Origin of the sequence: Saccharospirillum alexandrii (assembly GCF_043641555.1) — a bacterium.
GTDB lineage: Bacteria > Pseudomonadota > Gammaproteobacteria > Pseudomonadales > Natronospirillaceae > Saccharospirillum > Saccharospirillum alexandrii_A.
Genome location: NZ_JBHZRJ010000006.1, coordinates 217510 through 234174 on the forward strand (window position 1 = coordinate 217510; position 16665 = coordinate 234174).

Here is a 16665-nt window from a genome sequence, read left to right on the forward strand (position 1 = left end):
CCAAGCCCGTGTTCAGGCTTGTCTCACTACCGCCGCGGCAGCAACACGGCTGCTTCCAGACCCGAGCCGATGCGGTTTCGCAAACGCAGCTGGCCGCCATGGGCGTGGGCAATGTTGCGGGCAATGCTCAAGCCCAGTCCTGCCCCGCCGGTATTGCGGTTGCGGGAGGTTTCCAGCCGTACATAAGGCTCGAACACGCTGTCGAGTTTTTCTTCGGGAATGCCCGGCCCATTGTCGACGATGTACAGCTTCAGTTCGTAGCGACTGTCGACAATATCGATACCCACCTGGGTCCCATAAAAAGCGGCATTATGCGCCAGGTTGGACAAGCACCGCTTCAGTGCCAGGGGTTTGCCATAATAGGGGCGCCGGGCTTCGCCGCGGATTTCCGGGTCGTACCCGAGCAACTCAAGGTCTTCAGCCAGCTCGCGTACCAGCTGATTAATGTCGATTGGCTGGGTGTCTTCATGCACGTCGGTGCTGCGGCCCAGATCCAGTGCCCCCTTGACCATGGCTTCCAGCTCGTCGAGGTCTTTGATCATCCGGGGTTTGGCATCCGACTCTTCCATCATTTCCGCGCGCAGGCGCAACCGGGTGATGGGGGTTTTGAGGTCGTGGGAGATGGCCGAGAACATCCGCTCCCGATCGTCCACAAAGCGAAGTACGCGCTCCTGCATCAGGTTAAACGCCCGGGCGGTCTGCTTCACTTCGCGGGTACCAGTTTCCGCCAGAGGCGCCAGATGAATATCGGTGCCCAGCTCCCGAGCTGCGGCCGCCAGATTCGACAGCGGACGCGTCAGCCAGCGCACCACAACCCAGAGAATCACCACCAGAATCAACATCAGAATCACCAGAAACAGCAGTTGCCCGCGATCCAGGTATTCGGTCTGGTCAAAGAAGAACGGGTCCGGCAGCAAACCGGCCAGGTACAGCCACTCATCTTCACCGATGGGTACCTGGGCGACAACCACCTGCGGCGGGTCAGGCTCCAGTATCAGAGTGTTCTGGGCCCATCGGGGCGGCAAATCGACCAGCAGCACATCGTTCTTGTAGACATTGAGCAGGCGCGGGTCGGCAAAGGTGACATTCAAACCCGACAAGCGCTGACCCAGCTTCTCTTCAATCGCCAGATTGAAGGTGGCCAAAAAGCGGTCTTTGGCGCCAGATGGTCGCACCGGGCTTACATCGATAAAGGATTCGTTGACCGATACCAGAAACCTCGACCCGCCCATGTCCCGGAGCTGATTAATAATCAGGTGCCGGTACTCGGTCGGGTAGGCGCGAATGAATTCGATGGTAGAGCCCATGGAAAAGGCCAGATCCCGGGCCATCGATTCGGCCTGTGATTCGCGTTGATGTTCGAGGTAGTACAGCCAGACATAGTTACTGATGGCAAACGCGCTGATCAGCCCCAGCACCATCAGCACCAGCAATCGGCTGTACAGGGAGGTGAAACGAAGCATTAACCGTTGTCCACGACGACCGGCACCGTAAGAATGTAACCCGCGCCACGCACGGTCTTGATCACCTGAGGGGATTTGCCATCGTCATTCAGACGCCCGCGGAGACGGCTAATTTGCACGTCGATGGAGCGGTCAAAGGGGCTGGCATCCCGGCCACGCAGATGCAGACTGAGGTCATCCCGGCTGAGCACTTCGCCGGGGCGTGATAAGAACAGCTGAAGTAAATTGTAATCGGCACCGTTCAACGATTGAACATCACCCTCAGGGCTGGTCAGCTCGCGGTTGGTCACATCCAGTGTCCAGCTACCAAATCGCAGCCTCTGCTGTCCATCCAAGCCCGTCCGGTGCTCGGCACCTTCCTCGTAGCGGCGCAGTACGGCCTTGATTCGGGCCAGCAATTCGCGGGGGTTAAAAGGCTTGCCCACATAATCATCGGCGCCCAGCTCAAGGCCGATGATGCGATCGGTTTCGTCTGAACCTGCGGTCAGCATGATGATGGGGATGCGGGAACGGGCGCGAATCTCCTTGCACAGGGTGAAACCGTCGTCACCGGGCATCATGATGTCCAGAACGATCAGGTCGAGGCGCTGGGCGGGCCAGAACTGACGCATGGCTTGGCCATCAGCCGCTGTTATAACCGAGAAACCGTTTTTCTCAAGGTATTCTTTCAACAGGTCGCGGATGTCTTCATCATCGTCCACAACCAGGATGCGCTTTTGTTGTTCTGTCTGCATCTCTGATCCACTTCACTGGCAAGACTGGGTTCGATCAATGCGCCACCGAATAACGGTCGCCACGCATCGGCGCTGGCTGGCGCAGGCTGGCGCAGGCTGGCGCAGGCCAGAGTGTACCCCCTCAGCCTGGCCGCCTTTGTAACAAAGTATAACAGCTGAAACGACAAACCGGTGCCCACCACTTTAGGATAACACCCGGTTTCGGCTACACTGATTATTGAAGTAATTCACATTCTGCCGATAACACGACGGAATAATTTCCGTCATCGGCTTTCCGAACCCGATGTGATGACCCATGCCTTGCTGCAGAGCCCAAATCCGTGACCGAAACCAGTACCGTTCTGACGCCTGACAATGCCACCCGCGAAGCCTTGCTTGAAACACAGCGTCGCTTCCTGACGGTGAATGAAGGTCGCCTGGCCCGCCTGCGTGACAGCCTTCAGGTGCGCCAGCAACAATGTCTCGATTTGCTGCCGGTGCTGTTTCACACACATCTGCCCGGCCTGCCCGGCTACCTCGAAGACTCGTCGGTACCGTCCGGACTGGTGCAATACCAACCCTCGAACGCTGCGGTCACGCTGGCGCTGGCCTTCAACCGCACCCTGAAAGCCTCTCAGCTGCGTAACTACAACGCGCAGCTGATGGGTCTCTACCTGATGGGTTCCAGTGGCAGCATAGCCCAGTCGACCACCTCGGATCTCGATCTCTGGCTGTGTTACAAACCCGACCTGGATCGCAGCCAGATCCTCTTGCTGGAAGAAAAAGCCCGCGCGATCAGCGCCTGGGCAGAAGGCTTCAACCTGGAAGTCCACATCTTTCTGATGAACGCCCAGCACTTTCAGGGCAGTGATCAGCGCTCCCTGACCGGGGAGAACTGCGGTTCAACCCAGCACTTTTTGCTGCTTGATGAGTTCTACCGAACCGGCCAATGGCTGGCCGGCGCCCTGCCCGCCTGGTGGCTGGTACCGAGTGACCGGGAAGCCGAGCATGAGGCCCTGCTTGAGCACTATCAGTTGAAAAGCCTGATTCGCCGCGACGAACAGATTAACTTCGGGCCCCTGCCCTCACTGCCACCGGGTGAGTTTATAGGTGCCGGCATGTGGCAACTGTACAAAGGCATCGAATCACCGCACAAATCCGTGCTGAAGCTGTTGCTGCTGGAAATCTACGCGCGGGAGTTCCCGACGGTCACCAGCCTCGCGCATCAGTTCAAATCAGCGATCTACAACAACTTTCTGACGCTGAATGACCTCGACCCTTATATTCAACTCTACCGTCGCATTGAAACCTACCTGAGAGAGCGGGAAGAGAATGATCGCCTGGCCCTGGTACGTCGTTGCTTCTATTTCAAGGTAGGCATCGCGCTGAGCCGACCGGCAAGGACCCAGAGCTGGCGACGCCAGCTGATGCAACAGCTGATCAATGAATGGGGCTGGACCAGCGCTGAAGTAGCGCATCTCGATTCGCACCGCAACTGGTCGGTGACCGACGTCATGCGCGAGCGCAAACTGCTGGTTAGCGAACTGACCCACAGCTACCGTTTTCTGACTCAGTTTGCGGCCGAGCATCAGAGCAATCATCTGATGAGCCAACAGGATCTGCTGATCATCAGCCGCAAGTTGCACGCTGCCTTTGACCGTCGTCGCGGCAAGATCGACTTCATACGCTTTGGCCAGGACGTCGACTTCAGCTATGAGAAGGTGCGCATCTACGAACGCCCGAGCCAGCGTGCCGAGGGTGACAATTTCTGGGCCGTCTACACCCGCGAGCCAGACTCGGATATGGACCAGGAAACACCCCTAAAGTCAGCGCCCGGCCTTCTTGAAGCCTTGTTATGGTGCCATCTCAACGGCCTGCTCGACGCCCATCTGCACATTCCCATCTTCAGCCAGCAGGGCCAGGCCACGGAATTCGAAGTGCGCAAAACCCTGGCCACCCTGCGCCAGGTTTTGCCCTCGGCTAGCCTCGACAAGCCACACCATACCTACTCGCAACCGGCGCAAATTGATCGGGTTCTACTCTTTATCAACCTGGGCTACGACCCGCTGCAACACCTGACTCGCCGGGGTCTGCAAAAAATTTCAGAACGCAGCAACAGCCTCGACTTCAGCGCACTGCGCGAGAACCTGGTAGGCACACTGGATGTGGTGGTCGAAAATTCCTGGGGTGAAATCACCGTTGAACGCTTTGCCCAGGCCGATGCACTGACCCAGGCGCTTCAGTTTCTACTGACACGGCTGGCCAAGCAGAAGATCAACCGGCGCCCCGAGGTTCGCGCCTATTGCCACAACCAGACGCGCCCACAGTCAATTGGCAAACGGGTCCAGGACCTGTTCGACGATGCCATCACAGCCGCGGACCGTGCCCACCAGGGGCCCAGTCTCAGATTTCTGTTTAATCTGGGTGACCAGTTTCAGGGCATGCAACTGGGCGACAAACAATTAAAACCCGTCAGCTTCGATACCGAAACCGCCCTGATCGATTGGCTGGGAACCGAGCAGGTCGAACGCTGCCCAATCTACCCGGACCGCTTGTTTGAAACGCACCGCAATCATTTGAAAGTTGTCTTATCGGCCCAACCTGCCGACGGTGGCCTGCTGGTGGTATTTCAGATCAGGGGCCGCCAGGCGACGGTCTATCTACTCGATGAACAGGCGTCCGTACTGCGGTTCACCCAGCCCTATTTTAATGCGTCAACGCTGCTGGCACCGTTGCTGCGCTTTCTGAAAATATCCGAGCACCGCCAGCGCAGTGAAGAAGACGCCATTCACCTGAATCAGCGCAGCATCAGTTGTTTTGAAATGATCCAGGAAGGCAGCAAGCTACCCGTACTGAAACGCCAGCGCTTGCAGGGGCTGCTGCAAGAAAACCGCTTTATCAACATTCAGGCGTTTATGGACCGGCACGGTGAGGGGCAATACGAATACCAAATGATCTGCAACGAGGAAGAATTCAGTACCCTGGAACTGGGTGACCGGTTTTACACCGCTGTGGCGTCTTACATTGTAGGGCTGCGCGCTCAGGGGCTGCGCTACCCCATGTACATCACCGACCTCGCCCTATCTGACCGGATTATTGCTGGCCTGCCCTATGGGCAGGCGCAGACTCTGCACTATGTACGCGCCAAACTGCGCCTGGAACAGCGCATTAACGATGCAATGAGACTGCTGTGAGTTGGGGTCGGCTGGGTGGCATTGGCCCACAGGGGCATCCACGGCACCCGTCGCTTTTCATCTCGGCAAACTCCGAAACTTGAATTAATTAACGCGGGCGACCAGGCTTTCCAGGTATTCCAGATCAGGAATGCTGGCTTTGCCCAGCTGGGTGATCACGGCCATTTTCTCTGCCTGGGCTTTGGCGGCCTGGCCGTCTTCACGGACATCAGCATCGCCTAGCTTGACCATGCGCGGAATGCCCTGAATCAGCATGCCAAAAAACCGGCTTTTAGCCTGGTTCGATACCGCGTTGAATACGGCGATACGGGCATCGCGTACATCCTGCCCTCGCACCTGGCTGTTGGCAACTTCAAAACTGATCACCGGTACGCGTTCGCCGCGCCAGTGCAGATGCCCCAGATGCCAGGGCGGCGCATTGTCAGCTTGTTCCAGTTCGGAGCGTGGCACCACTTCCGCAATGGAGACGTTCGGTACCAGCAGATTCTTTTGCTGCATGGGCACCAGAAGACTGGCGACAATGGCGTCCTGATCGGTTTGCGCTACTGTTTTCATCGTTATTCACCTTGTTGCCACGCCTGCGGCACTGTCTTCAGGCTACCTGAGTCACACGCTCAGCCAGCCAGATCAAAAGTTTTTCGGCCAGTTCCACCGGGGTTCCCCGGTCATCGGCAGCGCCGACCTGCTGCACAGAGTCGGGCATTGAACTTTGTACGCAACTGTCGGCAGACTGCACCCAGACAGTGCCGCCGGCTGTGCGGATATCGGCCGCACCGATGGCACCATCGCTGCCCATGCCGCTAAAAACGATCGCATGCGCGCGTGCGCCAAATTGTGCCGCAACGTTGGTCAGCAAATGATCCAGGCTGGGGCCGTAAGGCCCAGACCAGGGATTGTTTTGCCAGACAATGCCATGGTTATCGGTAAACCGGATTTCATGGTTCACCGGTACCAGATAGACATGCCCGTTTTCCAGCTGCCGGCCATGCTCGGCATGAACCAGACTCAATTGCGTATGACGGCCAATCGATTGCTGTAGGGCATCTACACAGCCTGCATCGATGTGCTGTGCGTACAGAAAGCTCGCCGGTACCTCTGCTGGCAGCACATCCAGAAACTGTTTAACCGCCTCGGGCCCGCCCAGTGAAGCGCACAGCACCCAAATAGGCCCAAGCTCCGTTTTGGGGGCCTGCTGCAGCGACTCAGGCAACGAGTATACCGGGGGCGGCCGGGTGGCACGCAAACGCTCCAGATCGAAAATGGGGGCTTCTGCCGCTGGCTGGGCAGCCGGTGCCAGCGCCTGCAGTTTTTCCTGCATGCGTCGCTGCCAGCGCGGGTAGTCTTCATGGGTGCGGGCGGGAATCACCCCGTCGCCAAACAGAATGGGCGACTCGGTACTTTCCAGCAGCGACTGCACAAAGTCGTCCCACTGATCGTGGTTTTCCAGCTCCACCACCCAGATTCGGATGGTTTCGTTATGCATCAGGGCGGGTTTCAGGCGATCCGGGTCGGTGTTGACGGCAACGTCATAACCGGCCCCCACCACAACATCCTGCAACAGATGCTGGACCAGGGGCGTGTCGGCGATGATGCCGACCCGGCTATGTTGGGACGTTGTCCCGGTCGCCGCCACCGCGCTCATGGTCTGTTCACGCCTCTATGCCCAGTAAACGCTTGATGGCATCGACCAGAGGGCCTTCCTGGAAAGGCTTGCCCATGTACTCGTTCACCCCTATCGACAACGCTCGCTCGCGGTGCTTGGCACCGGTCCGGGAGGTAATCATGATGATCGGAATCTGCTTAAGGCGGCTGTCGTGACGCACTCTCGACGCCACTTCAAAGCCATCCATATAGGGCATCTCGATGTCGAGCAGCATGATATCCGGCACCCTATCCTGCAATTGGGCGACAGCATCCGCCCCGTGTTTGGCCAGAATCACTTCCATGCCCTGGCGCTCCAGCAGGCGACTGGTCACTTTACGGACCGTTACTGAATCATCCACCACCATTACGGTGTAAGGGCTGTCTTTATCGCGGACCGGTTTTTTGGGTGCCGGAATGGCTGTTTGGGGGGTCGGCAACGCAGTGACCCGGGAGTGCTCAATGGCCAGCGAGCTACGAATCAGAGCGGCCAGGTCCAGAATCACCACCACGGAACCATCACCGAGAATGGTGGCACCGGATACCCCGGGCACCGTGCTGAACTGCGGCCCCAGTGTTTTTACCACGATTTCACGGCTGCCCATCAAGCGGTCAACGTGCAGTGCCATGGAGTGATGTTCATCGCTGCCTTTCACCAGCACCAGTGGTACCGGTGCGGTCAGCCCCTCAACGTTGGGGGTGGCTCCGGTTCGCAACAGGCCACCCATGTATTCCAGGCGGTAGCGGCCTCCGGCATATTCAAACAGTGGTGCGTCAGGCCGGTAGTATTCCGCCAGCTGCTTGGGCGTGACCCGCACAATACCCTCGATCGAACTGAGCGGAATGGCGTAGTGGTCTTCTTCAATGTTGACCATCAGTGCCCGGTTCACCGACACGGTAAACGGTAGCCGAATGGTGAACTGAGAGCCTTCACCCAGGCGGGAATCGATGGCCATGTTGCCACCGAGCTGTTTCACTTCCGAGTTAACGACGTCCATACCGACACCGCGACCAGAAATCTGGGTAACCTTCTCGGCGGTGCTGAAACCGGCTTCGAGGATGTACTGCAGAATTTCACGGTCATTCAGGTCGGCATCGGCCGCCATCAGACCGCGCTCAATGGCTTTGTTGCGAATGCGGTCAACGTTCATGCCGGCGCCGTCGTCAGACAGTCGCAAAACGATGTCACCGCCCTCGCGAGACAAATCCAGTCGCACCGAGCCCTTCACCGTTTTACCGGATTGCAGACGCTGATCCGCCTCTTCAATGCCATGGTCAACAGCGTTGCGCAGCATGTGTTCGAGCGGTGAAATCATCCGCTCCAGAACCGTCCGGTCTACTTCGCCTTCGGCATTGCCGACGATAAAGTCGACCTGCTTGCCCAGTTCACCGGCAACCTGGCGAACAATACGGCGCAACCTGGGTACCAGCCGGTTGAAAGGCACCATGCGGGTTTGCATCAGGCCTTCCTGCAGTTCCGTGTTAATACGGCTTTGCTGCAATAAAAGGGTTTCCGCATCCCGGGTTTTGTCGGTCAGCGAGCCTTTCAGCTCGGTCAGGTCGTAGGTCGCTTCCATTAACGAGCGCGACAACTGCTGGATCTGAGAGTAGCGATCCATTTCCAGAGGGTCGAAATCTTCGTAGTTGGTTTCCTCGGCCCGCTCCTGGCGAAACAGAATCTGGGCTTCAGTTTCCATATCGAGTCGACGGACCTGCTCACGCAGGCGGTCAATGGTCGAATCCATCTCACCTAGGGTGAAACCAAAGTCACTGACTTCCTGCTCAAGACGCGCACGAGCAATGGAGGTCTCACCAGCAAGGTTCACCAGCCCTTCGAGCAAGTTGGCATTAACCTTAACGGTTTCCTGTGGCTGGGCACGACGGCTATCGGCCTTGCGTTCAGCTTCCTTTCGCTTGAAAGGCAGTACATTGGTGCTCGATTCACGGCTGTCGGTGGCGGGCAGTGTATTGCCTTCCGACGAGGGCTCGGTCACAGGTGGCGCTTCGGACTCACTGTGTTCAGCACTGCCACTGGCCATAGGCTGATCGGGATCATCCCAGCCATCTTCCTCAAGGTCCCGGGCCATCTGAATCACACTGGGGCCAAACCCGGCTCCACTGTTCGCATGGCCATCAAGTAGCGCGTTCATGGCTTCGACGCCCTGAACCAACTGGTCCTGACGGGTCAGTATGTTGTTGAAGAAGGTTTCGTCGAGTGCGTCCTTGTTCTGCTGGGCACGAACAATAAAGGTTTCGAACTCGTGACTCTGATCGCCCAGCTCTTTCAGGCGCGCCAGACGGGCGCCGCCTTTGAGCGTATGCAGCACGCGCTTCATTTCATCCGCATGGGTTTCGTTGCCGGGCTCTGCCTGCCAGTCTTCAATGGCCTGTTCGAGCTCGTTCAGCAACTCGCCCGCTTCATCGATGAAGATTTCCAATATGTCGAGATCGACATCGGCGTCCAGTTCCGCTACCGGTGCCGGGGCGGGTACCTCTGGCTCGGCTTCAGGCGCTTCAGGTTCGATGTGCAGGACTTCATCCGGCTCATTATCCGGCATGGGTGGTTCCGGCTCAGGGTCCGGCTTGCTCTCTTCCCGGGCTCGTGCCATGTCGACAGGTTGAGCGGGGGCTCCCGGATGCTTGCGGAAATGATTAATGGCCGCGACCAGATCCGGAGCCGACTCGCAGCTCATGCTCGATTCAATATCCTGCACCATGACCGCCAGTCGATCGTGGCATTGCTGAATCAATTCAAGCAGACCTTCCGAGGCCTGATACTTGCCTTGCGCCAACCCTTCGTACAAAAACTCGAGTTCGTGCGCCAGGTCGCCCAACGGTGAAATCTCAGCCATGCGCGCACCCCCTTTGAGGGTGTGCAGGTCGCGTTGCAGGCTTTCCACTTCGAGGGTGTTATCGGTGTCTTCGCGCCATTTTTCGAGCGATGACTGAATGCTGTCGAGAATGTCGTTGGCTTCTTCCAGGAAGATGTCCACCAGCTCGGCATCACCTTCAACCCGGTAGCGCTGTGCCGCCTCGACTTCGGGCATGGGCGCAGGCGCTGATTCAGCGGCGGACTCAAGGTCCTGGCGGATCATGGAATCGACCTGATCTTTATTGGAAACCGCCGGTTCAAGTGGGGATGTTTCTGCATCGGGCAACAACTGGTGCAGCCGTTCTACAAACAACGCATCCTGACGAATACTCTGGCCCGCCGCGAGACGATCCATCATGGAAATCAGCGATTCCAGGCCCGTATTGGCCAGTTCAAAGAAACGCTCGTCGGCCTCGCACGCTTCACTCCGGGCGCCCTCAACCAATTGCGCCAAATTGTGACTGAGATCGGCCACCGGCATCAGATCCACAGCCTGAGACGCCAGTGCCAGGGTATTGAGCTCCCGAATCAGCGCATCGACTTCGGCATCCGGCTCTCCGGTATCGCGCCAGCGGTTCAGAATCGTCTCGGCACCCAACACCAGGTCCATGCTGTCGGACATGAAAATGGACATCAGGGCCGGATCATCCGGCTCCTGGCTGGGATCCAGACGCAGCACCCGGTTATATACATCCTGCACCTGGGCTTCGAAGCTGCCCGTATCGACCGGCTCACCCAGAGAGGCCTGGCGAATCAGTGCAACGCCGTCGCTCAGCAATGACAGGAAGCCCGCGTCGGCGACTTTGGAGCGTTCCTGCATGTCCCGAACCAGCTGCTCGAGCGGCTGTACCAGCACGGCCACCGGTTCAACGCTGGCCATGTGCGCCGAGCCCTTAATGGTGTGCAGGGCGCGCTGCAGCGAATCCGGTAACAAAGAGGCTGCTTCCGCTTCTTCGATATAGTGATCGATGTATTCGAGATGACTCTCCAGCTCGGCCTGAAATATCTCCAGTAACGTATCGGTGCTGGCGTCACTGTTCTCGATCTCAAAGCTGTCAGCATCGAGGTCTTCGAGGTCGGTCTCCTCAAGCTCGGCCACTGGCAATTCGTCAAAGTCAGTCCACTGCGACTCATCGTCTGACGCTTCAGTGACTTCCGCCCGAGGCAATTCAATGTCAACGTCAACGGCGGCCGGTTCGGCCGACTCGGGCGATTCCGCAGACGCCTCGCCCCAGCTCACCGGCTGACCTTTGGCCAACGCATCTGCGATGGCGGCAAGGTAGTCGGCACGGGCCGTATCCGGTTTGAGTTTCTTTTCAAACGCCGTCATCAGTGCCGGAATTTCATCGGTGATCTCTTCGATCACTCGCACCAGGTCGTCCGAATGGGAAATGCTGCCCTCGATCAGACGATTGAGCATGTTCTCAATCGACCAGGCTGTTTCTCCGACCACACTGGCGCCGACCATCCGGCCACTGCCCTTCAGGGTGTGAAAGGCACGGCGGAACTCGGTCAGTGCAGCACTGTCGGAAGGATCAGCCTTGTACCGGGGAAAGAATTCATGAATGGCTTCCAGGACTTCAGCGGCTTCCTCAATGAAAATCTCGAGAATGTCGTCGTCTATCAGATCATCGTCGTCGGCTTCCTGAACTCCGGCTTCGACCGGGTTAACCGCTGCCGGGCTCTCAGGTTCAACGCTGTCGGCAATAGTATTATCGTCCGCCTCGGTCAGGTCGTCGTCTTCATCCAGTGACAACCAGTCACCGGATTCAACCTCTGCCGTTGGTAAAGCGTCGTCAGCTGCTGGCCTGGCTTCGATATCGTCGTCCCAGTCGGTCAGGGTCTCGAAGTCGTCGATCGCCTCAATGTCGAGTTCGTCATCGCCAGCGTCTTCTGCCTCGCCAATGTCACCCAGTTCCTGCAGCGACAAATCAGGGAAGTCTTCGTCGTCGGTGGCACCCTCGGTGTCATCGGCGCTGGTTTCAGGGACGGCATCGGCTTCTGGAAAGAGGTTTACGGTGTAACCCAGTTTGGCAATTGAATCAGCGGCACGCTGCAGAATATCCAGATTGGTGCCACTGCCATCACGGGACAAGCGCTCAAGGTAATATTCGACACCCATAATGGCATCGGCGAGGGCATCCAGCTCATGCCATTCCGGCGTGCGCTTGTTCCCCAGCAACTGGTCTTCAACGTAATCCTGTGCGTATTTGAGAACCGTAGCCGCTTGCTCTAGCGGTATCATCACCAAACCGCCACGAATGCCGCTCAAATCGCGAGGCACTGCTTCCAGCTTGCTGTGATCCCAGTGCGACCCGATGAATTCGACAATGGCGTCTTTAACCTGTTCCAGGCCATTGCGCGCTTCGCGAACAACCGCCTCCTGAGCACCATCCAGGCCGTCATCGTATTCGTCGCGCTCAAAGCTGGCGTCGCTGGCAATACCGGACAGGCTGGCTTCTACATAAAGCAGTGCGCCGGCGATGTCCATCAGCACACCGTCGTCTTTCAGCTCAGGGTCCTGCTGTGTGGTCTTGATCAGTTCAAGCTGTTCATTCAACACCCGGCGCGGGTTGCCAAGGCCCAATACCGCCATGGTATCGGCCATTTGCTTGATGCCGGGCTCCAGCTCGGACAAACGACGCGACTCGGTAACCCGGGTGCGCACCATCAAATCCAGTGAATCTTTCAGCCTTGCCAGCTCTTCAAGCAAGGCCGAGACCACACTGCCCACTGTTTCACGGTCGGGCCCTGACAGACGTTGCCGTTGCGTTTCAATTTCCGCTTCGTTGGGCAAAGCCTGACTGAGGTGATAGCTGTCCTGTATATGTTGCACCCGGCTGAGACCCGTGGCGTCTATCTTGGCCAGGTAATACAGCAGGTTTTTGAGCTGATCTTCATGCGGGTATTGCCCGGCTACACCACTGGGGTCGGCGAGCAATCGCTTCATGGCACCGTCGAGATGCCGCAGAATGACGGTAATAGCTGCAGAACGTTCAATACGCCCGGCTTTCATCGCGGCAATAAAGGCATCCGCCACTTGCCACAACGCGCCCATGGGAGTGCGCTCGGTTAAACCGACCAGCCGATGAACCGACTTGCCCAGGTATTCAAGGTTGTTGTCGGTATCCTCGTTACGCAACCAGCCAAGCAAGGCCAGCTGGTACATCTGGCGCAATTTGCGCAGCAGTTGAACCACACTCGACTGGCCAATGCTCTGCGTATCCGGCTCGCCAACAAAGCGGCGGGAGGCGGACAGATCCGGCGTAAACAGCGCCGTTTCCGACAGCAAGGGTTCGCCTCGTGCCGCACGCAAATCATTCAGCAACGGCAAAATGACCACGGGCAGATCACTCTGGCCGCGCTTGAGTTTCTCGAGATAATTCGGCAATTGCAGAATGGCTTGCATCAGCAACGCCAGATTATCCTGGCTGGGTGGAATATCACCGTCCACAATCGACTGATTCAGACGCTCCATTTCTTCAGCCAGCAAGGCTGCACCGAAGAACTCGACCATCTGCAAGGTGCCGTTTACCTGATGGATGTAGGCCAGGCTAAACTGAAGACGAGTGGTATCTTCGGGCGTATCAACGAACGCTTCCAGGGCTTGACGCGCCTGTTTCAGCGTATCGAAGATCTCTCCCTTGACCCATTCCAGTGCAACATAATCACGGCGTTCTGCCATGCCTGTACCCCTTTGTATTCATTTGTGTTTCAAGTAGGCCAACGCCCGTTCACCGGGTACGCGCGTCAGTTCAGGCATCTTCCAGTCCACAACTTCGCCCAGGCCCAGCACCAGCATGCCGCCTTTGGCCAGTCGTTTGGCCAGTTCAGACACGATTTCCTTGCGGCGCCACTTGCGAAAATAAATCAGCATATTCTGGCAATAAATCAGGTCCAGCTCTTTCATCGGTGAGCGAGCCAGCTCCAGTACATTCAGGCGTGTAAAGCACACCCTTTCCTGCAACGCTGGCGCTACCCGGTATTGCCCCACCTGAGGCGAAAAAAACCGCTCGATCAGGCGCTTATCCAACATCTCAACCCGCCGGGCCGGGTACACACCCTGGCGGGCCGTTTCCAGAGCCCGGGAGGACACATCGGTTCCGGTCACGCCAAAATGCCTGACCTGATCAGATTCACGCCGCAACAGATCGGCTGTCATCATCGCCAGGCTGTAGGTTTCCTCACCGGTGGAACAACCAACACTCCAGATACTCAGCGGCCGGGTGACTTCATGGACGCGGCGCGTCAGAAAATCACGGGTCAATGCGAACGCCGCCGGGTCTCTGAAGAAGCGGGTTTCCTGAACCGTTACCCGGTCGATCAGGCAATTCCATTCAATCAGCCCGGCATCACCACTGCGAATATAGCGGTAATAATCCAGATAATCAGTGAACCCCAGCTCACGCATGCGAATGGCCAGACTGGTCTTGAGAAAGCTGCGTCGTTGTTCCGACAACTGCAACCCGAGACGCTCTTCCAGCAACTCCTGCCAGGTGAAAAAGGCACGGTCGCTCAATTCAGGAGCCTGATGTACGGACGCGCTCTGGGTCACCACGTTACAGCCTCATTCACAATCAGCGGTGCATCGCTGCATAACCACAAACACAGCCACGCTTCCCGATGCCCCTGGGAATCCGATTTGGCCGCCGTTAAGCGACCTCATCGTCCAATTCCGGGGCACCCAGCATGTCCAGGTCGTCGTCGCTGTCCGGCAGTTTGAAACCGGCTACCGACGAGCGCAGGTCGTTCGCGAGCTGAGCAAGGTTACCAATCGACTTCGCCGTTGCAGTGGTACCGGCTGAGGTTTGTGAGGTAATTTCCTGAATAACGTTCATCGTGTTGGAAATGTGGCCAGCTGATGAAGCCTGCTGACGGGCCGCGTTGGAAATGTTCTGAATCAGGTCGGCCAGGTTCTTCGATACCGACTCGATCTCTTCCAGGGCAACACCCGCATCCTGTGCCAGGCGCGCACCCCGGACCACCTCGGCCACCGTTTGCTCCATCGAGATAACGGCTTCGTTGGTGTCGTTCTGAATGGTTTTTACCAGTGCTTCAATCTGCTTCGTTGCCGCTGAAGACCGTTCCGCAAGACGCTGTACTTCGTCCGCTACCACCGCAAAGCCCCGGCCTGCGTCACCGGCCATGGAGGCCTGAATGGCGGCGTTCAAAGCCAGAATGTTGGTTTGGTCGGCAATGTCGTTAATCAGCGATACGATGTCACCAATTTCCTGCGAGGATTCACCGAGTCGTTTAATACGCTTCGACGTTTCCTGAATCTGCTCACGAATGTTATCCATGCCGTTGATGGTCGATTGCACCACGTCGGCACCTTTCTTGGCGATCGCAACCGACCGCTCGGCCACCGCGGCTGATTCGGCAGCGTTGGCAGATACCTGGTCAATAGACACCGCCATTTCGTTTACCGCCGCTGAAGCGCCGGCAATTTCCTGCGCCTGGTGCTCGGAGGCTTCAGCCAGGTGCATGGCCGTAGCCTGCGTTTCCTGGGCGGCCGACGAAACCTGAACCGCCGTGGAGTTAATGGCCGATACCAACTGACGCATCTGGTCGATCGCGAAGTTAATGGAGTCGGCAATGGCGCCCGTGAAGTCTTCGGTTACCGTCGCCTGTGTGGTCAGGTCACCGTCGGCGAGGTCGGCCAGTTCATCCAGCAGTCGCAAAATGGCGTTCTGGTTCTGCTCGTTGGTTTCAGCTGTTTCACGCAAGTCTTTCTGTGTATCGCGAATAACCACGAATACCGCAATGGCAATCAGCACCAGTGCCAGCGCACCCAGGGCGTAAATCACCAGGGCATTGCTGAGTGGCCGGGTATCGGCCGATTGTTGAATCTGGCCAGCCAGAGTAGACGCCTGCTCAAGCAACACCTGAGAGTCGGTAAAAATATTGGAGGCTGCTTCACGCACCTGGAACAACTCGGGAGACGTTGCCATGATCTGTGTGACCGAGCCGGATACGATCTGGAACAGATTGGCAATTTCATCCAGCGCTTCACGCGCTTCAATGTCATCTACACGGTCAATGTCGAGGTTGGCGTTACCGTTCAGCATGCCGTCCAGAACGCGCTGGAACAGCGCTGCGTCGCGCTCGAAGGAGTCGGCCGCCATCACAGCACCTTCACCACCCACCAGAACCCGGTTAATCGACCGGACAATCCGTTCAGCCAGCCAGGCCTGACGCTGGGCTACAGCGACCTGACCTGCACCCGCATCGGTTTCGAGCAAAATTTCAACGACTTCGTCGTACTCTACCTGCAACTCGGGAATCCGCTCGGACAGGGTATTGGCGGTTTCGTGCAAATCAAGAATGGTTTCCTGGGATTCGACGATCAAATCCGAGTTCTGACTCACCCGGCTCCAGATACGCGACAGACTGCTGATATCGACTTCCGGAGCATGCTGTGCCAGAGCCGGTGTACCGGTAATAGAGTTGCCCTGTTGCACATAGTTAAAGCGCACCTCGAATTCGGCACGTGAACGCTGCAGCAGCCCAAAGGCCTGCTCCTGACCGCCTGAAGCTTCCGAGGAGTTCTTTGCGATTTCCTGCGACAGTACTCGCATCTCACCCGCGTGCTCGAGCAACTCCTGGTCGAAGGCGCCCAATCTGAAATTCTGGTACACCACGGCAAACAGGCCCAGTACCACGACCAGCAGCGCGGCCAGCAGAATACTGAGCAAGCGGTTGGTGCCCAGGATGGTTAGTAAATTTCCGGCTCTTTGTTTCATCGTTCGAACTCCAGTTCGGCCTCAGGCTGTGCTTCTGAA

The 16665-nt window shown here is 57.5% G+C and carries 8 protein-coding genes; 1 reads left to right on the forward strand and 7 read right to left on the reverse strand.

All coding sequences use genetic code 11. From position 1 onward, the window contains the following. Positions 1 to 26: 26 nt before the first annotated feature. Positions 27 to 1463, reverse strand: coding sequence for an ATP-binding protein (locus ACHUE7_RS19995; RefSeq protein WP_394171628.1), 1437 nt, complete (start codon positions 1461 to 1463; stop codon positions 27 to 29). Further along, the gene (locus ACHUE7_RS20000; protein ID WP_127559784.1) at positions 1463 to 2197 is read right to left on the reverse strand and encodes a response regulator; all 735 of its coding nucleotides are present in this window, start codon (positions 2195 to 2197) and stop codon (positions 1463 to 1465) included. The genes ACHUE7_RS19995 and ACHUE7_RS20000 overlap by 1 nt, the downstream gene beginning before the upstream one ends. Before the next feature lie 320 nt (positions 2198 to 2517). On the opposite strand from ACHUE7_RS20000, the gene ACHUE7_RS20005 reads away from it, so the two are divergent. Then, positions 2518 to 5370, forward strand: a complete 2853-nt coding sequence (locus ACHUE7_RS20005) for a class I adenylate cyclase (RefSeq protein WP_394171629.1) — start codon at positions 2518 to 2520, stop codon at positions 5368 to 5370. 84 nt (positions 5371 to 5454) lie between these two features. On the opposite strand, the gene ACHUE7_RS20010 is transcribed toward ACHUE7_RS20005, so the two are convergent. From ACHUE7_RS20010 to ACHUE7_RS20030, 5 genes are all read right to left on the reverse strand, one after another. Beyond that, a complete protein-coding gene (locus ACHUE7_RS20010; RefSeq protein ID WP_394171630.1) occupies positions 5455 to 5925 on the reverse strand; it encodes a chemotaxis protein CheW in 471 nt (156 codons plus the stop codon). A 37-nt stretch (positions 5926 to 5962) separates the two neighbouring features. Continuing rightward, positions 5963 to 7012, reverse strand: coding sequence for a chemotaxis protein CheB (locus ACHUE7_RS20015; RefSeq protein WP_394171631.1), 1050 nt, complete (start codon positions 7010 to 7012; stop codon positions 5963 to 5965). Positions 7013 to 7019: 7 nt separating this feature from the next. Continuing rightward, complete coding sequence (locus ACHUE7_RS20020; RefSeq protein WP_394171632.1) at positions 7020 to 13568, reverse strand: Hpt domain-containing protein; 6549 nt, start codon at positions 13566 to 13568, stop codon at positions 7020 to 7022. Positions 13569 to 13586: 18 nt separating this feature from the next. Continuing rightward, positions 13587 to 14441, reverse strand: a complete 855-nt coding sequence (locus ACHUE7_RS20025) for a CheR family methyltransferase (protein ID WP_394171633.1) — start codon at positions 14439 to 14441, stop codon at positions 13587 to 13589. Positions 14442 to 14535: 94 nt separating this feature from the next. Continuing rightward, positions 14536 to 16626, reverse strand: coding sequence for a methyl-accepting chemotaxis protein (locus ACHUE7_RS20030; protein ID WP_394171634.1), 2091 nt, complete (start codon positions 16624 to 16626; stop codon positions 14536 to 14538). Positions 16627 to 16665: the final 39 nt, after the last annotated feature.